Origin of the sequence: Dysosmobacter segnis (assembly GCF_014297285.1) — a bacterium.
Classification (GTDB): Bacteria; Bacillota; Clostridia; order Oscillospirales; family Oscillospiraceae; genus Oscillibacter; species Oscillibacter segnis.
The window spans coordinates 1-1,852 of sequence record NZ_JACOQI010000072.1 but is presented as its reverse complement, the minus strand read 5'-3'; the positions used below and the strand labels follow the sequence as shown (position 1 = coordinate 1,852).

1 protein-coding gene and 1 pseudogene are annotated in these 1,852 nt (G+C 55.1%); both read right to left on the bottom strand.

The features are described 5' to 3' along the window. Positions 1-144: 144 nt before the first annotated feature. A complete protein-coding gene (locus tag H8Z83_RS18980; protein ID WP_187016458.1) occupies positions 145-1,491 on the bottom strand; it encodes a relaxase/mobilization nuclease domain-containing protein in 1,347 nt (448 codons plus the stop codon). A gap of 158 nt (positions 1,492-1,649) precedes the next feature. Beyond that, positions 1,650-1,852, bottom strand: a pseudogene (locus H8Z83_RS18975) (plasmid mobilization relaxosome protein MobC); the annotation flags it as partial.

Here is a 1,852-nt window from a genome sequence, read left to right as displayed (position 1 = left end):
AATTCGGGTGTGGCCACACTCCGAAATTTTTGCAGGGCGCAGGGCCCGCAAAAATGCTTGTTGGGGAGCTCCCCAAACCCGCTGTACTTCGGGACAAATTGTCCCAAAGTCCCGGTGCGTTGCACCGTAGTCTGCGGCCCGTCACTATCGTTCCTGTGCCTTATTCTCACGCTCGTCTGTTATGCCGAGCAGATGATCAATGTTCGCTTTTATTGCCACGGCCTCCCGCATTTGCCGCTGGGCATCCCGGTATTCTGCATAAAGCTCTTTCTTTTGTCCCGCCAGCTCACGGCGGGATTTTTTTAGTGCTTCAATCTTAGGGAGCTTTGCGCCGTTCAGTATGGTGTTCATGGTATCCTTTGCCGCCCGGTAAGTGGCAAGCTCCACTTCATGCTGGGCCAGATACTTTTTGCTGTACCGCGCAGCCTTGTACCCATCGAACACCGGGCGGGTCTTGGCATAGTCCACCGTGGCAGCCATCAGCTCCGAGGTTTTGGAAAGGGCCTCCTCCGTTGTGCGGAGCTCGTCAGACAGCTTGTGAAAGTGATCCACAGCAGCCTCGGTGCGGGCCGTCAGCGCCGCATAGTCTGTCAGATGATGCTCCTGCAAATACTGGAGCGCGGCAGCCATCTGTTTTAGGTTGTAGACCTTGGCCCATCGTTCATAGGCCGGGCCTTTGCCCTGGGCCATACGCTCTTGAATGTCGATGATAAGATTAACTCGCCGTGGCGGAACCGTGGGCTCCTCTGGTAGTTCAGGGAGCGGACGTTCCCCAGCAATTACCGCCTTGATGTCCTCCGGGTCAAATCCGGCTCCCAGTGTAGAAGCCCGGAGCCGGGTTGGTTTTTCCTGTCCGGGCGCAAGGAATGAGATGACACCGCCGCGCCCCTGTTTTACGGCAAAGCCGGACTCCTCCATGAGGCGAAGAAAGTCGGCAAAGTCCGTGGGCTTTTTCTCCAAAGCGGCGAGAACAGCCAGCCGCACCCGCTGCTTGGCAGAGGGCGGCTTTTCCCCGATCCACTGGCCATAGTGAAGAAAGCGGCCCTTGCTGTGCTGGCGCGGATTTTGAATGACAGACAATTCATGTTCGATGCACACGCGGTCAGAGAGCCGCCGCAGGGCAAAGGACGAACCAATAAAATTATGAAATTTCCGGGAGCGGTCAAAGGCCGTTGCATTAAAATAAATGTGATTGTGGATATGGGCCTTATCGATATGCGTACAGACAAAGAATTGATGCTTTCCCTTTGTCCAGCGCATCGCCGTTTCATAACCGATACGGTTTGCTTCTTCCGCCGTAACCTCCCCGGGCAGAAACGCCTGCCGGATCTGAAAGAACAGTGCCCCGCGAGATACGGCCCGGCCTGTCTCTGCAAGGTATTGACTTTTTACCAGAAGAAACTCGGCGGGAGCCGTGTTCGGATCGCAGAGATAGGAAGATACGGCTCCCAGCTTTTCCGGGTTCAGGCCATAGGTGAAACGATCCTCCATCGTTTGAATTGCACTTTTTCCCGCCGCTGTTTTATAAGGGCGGATGTAGGTGGTCGCCGTAAAAATCCCTCCTTCCGGCAAACAGTATTTTTACTTTGGGACACTTTGTCCCGAAGTAGAAAAAGCCGGGGAGCGGTATCAACCACTCCCCGGATGGGTCAGAGCTCTATCAGCGCGGAGAGCTGTTTCAAGAGATCAGACAGCGGCCCCCACAAAGCGGCATAGTCCCGCTGCAAGGCTGCGAGTTCTTCGGGATAAATTGCGCCGTAGGTGTTGGCTTGAATTGCCACTTGGTTCAGATTGTTGGAGCATCGCCGCTGGAGCGAAACCAGCTCACGAACAGGCGAAAGGTCAACATGAA

What these genes read in the sequence shown, in the direction of transcription:
- H8Z83_RS18980 (WP_187016458.1), bottom strand. Translation starts at nt 1,491, where the DNA reads ATGGAGGATCGTTTCACCTATGGCCTGAACCCGGAAAAGCTGGGAGCC.